1 pseudogene is annotated in these 557 nt (G+C 61.0%); it reads right to left on the reverse strand.

Annotated features, from left to right (window positions below):
- Positions 1-492: pseudogene (locus I6F36_RS38635) on the reverse strand (IS5 family transposase); the annotation flags it as partial.
- Positions 493-557 lie beyond the last annotated feature (65 nt).

Here is a 557-nt window from a genome sequence, read left to right on the forward strand (position 1 = left end):
ACATGGGTGGCGCGAGTTCCAAAAGGGCTGGCGCTGCGGCAATATCAGCGTCCTGGCCTGGAGTGAGATGAAATGCGCAAGGTCGGCAGTCAGGGTCGCTCAGCGCGTGGATTTTCGTGGTCCGCCCGCCGCGCGAGCGGCCGATCGCTTGTTCATGCTCCCCCCTTTTCCGCCGCTCGCCGAGCGATGCGCTTTGATCGTGGTGGAGTCGATGGACAAAGTCACGCCGTCTTTGCCGCAGCGGGCGAGCGCTTCAAAGATCGCCCGCCAATGTCCGCGCTTGGCCCAGCGATTGAAACGATTGTAGATCGTCGTGTACGGACCATAGTCGGGCGGGCAATCGCGCCAGCGTGCGCCGCACTGAAGCATGTGAATGATACCGCTGATGACGCGTCGATCGTCGTCGCGCACCGGTCCGGTCTGGTTCGTTGGCAGATGCGGCTCTATCAGAGTCCATTGCTTGTCGTTGAGCCAGAACAGTCCTTTGCGCATCGAAGTCCCCCGCGTGGAATCAACCCGCTGCGAGGGAATCAGAGTTCGCTAATTAGGTACAGACC

The organism is Bradyrhizobium sp. BRP19, assembly GCF_020194195.1.
Lineage (GTDB): Bacteria > Pseudomonadota > Alphaproteobacteria > Rhizobiales > Xanthobacteraceae > Bradyrhizobium > Bradyrhizobium yuanmingense.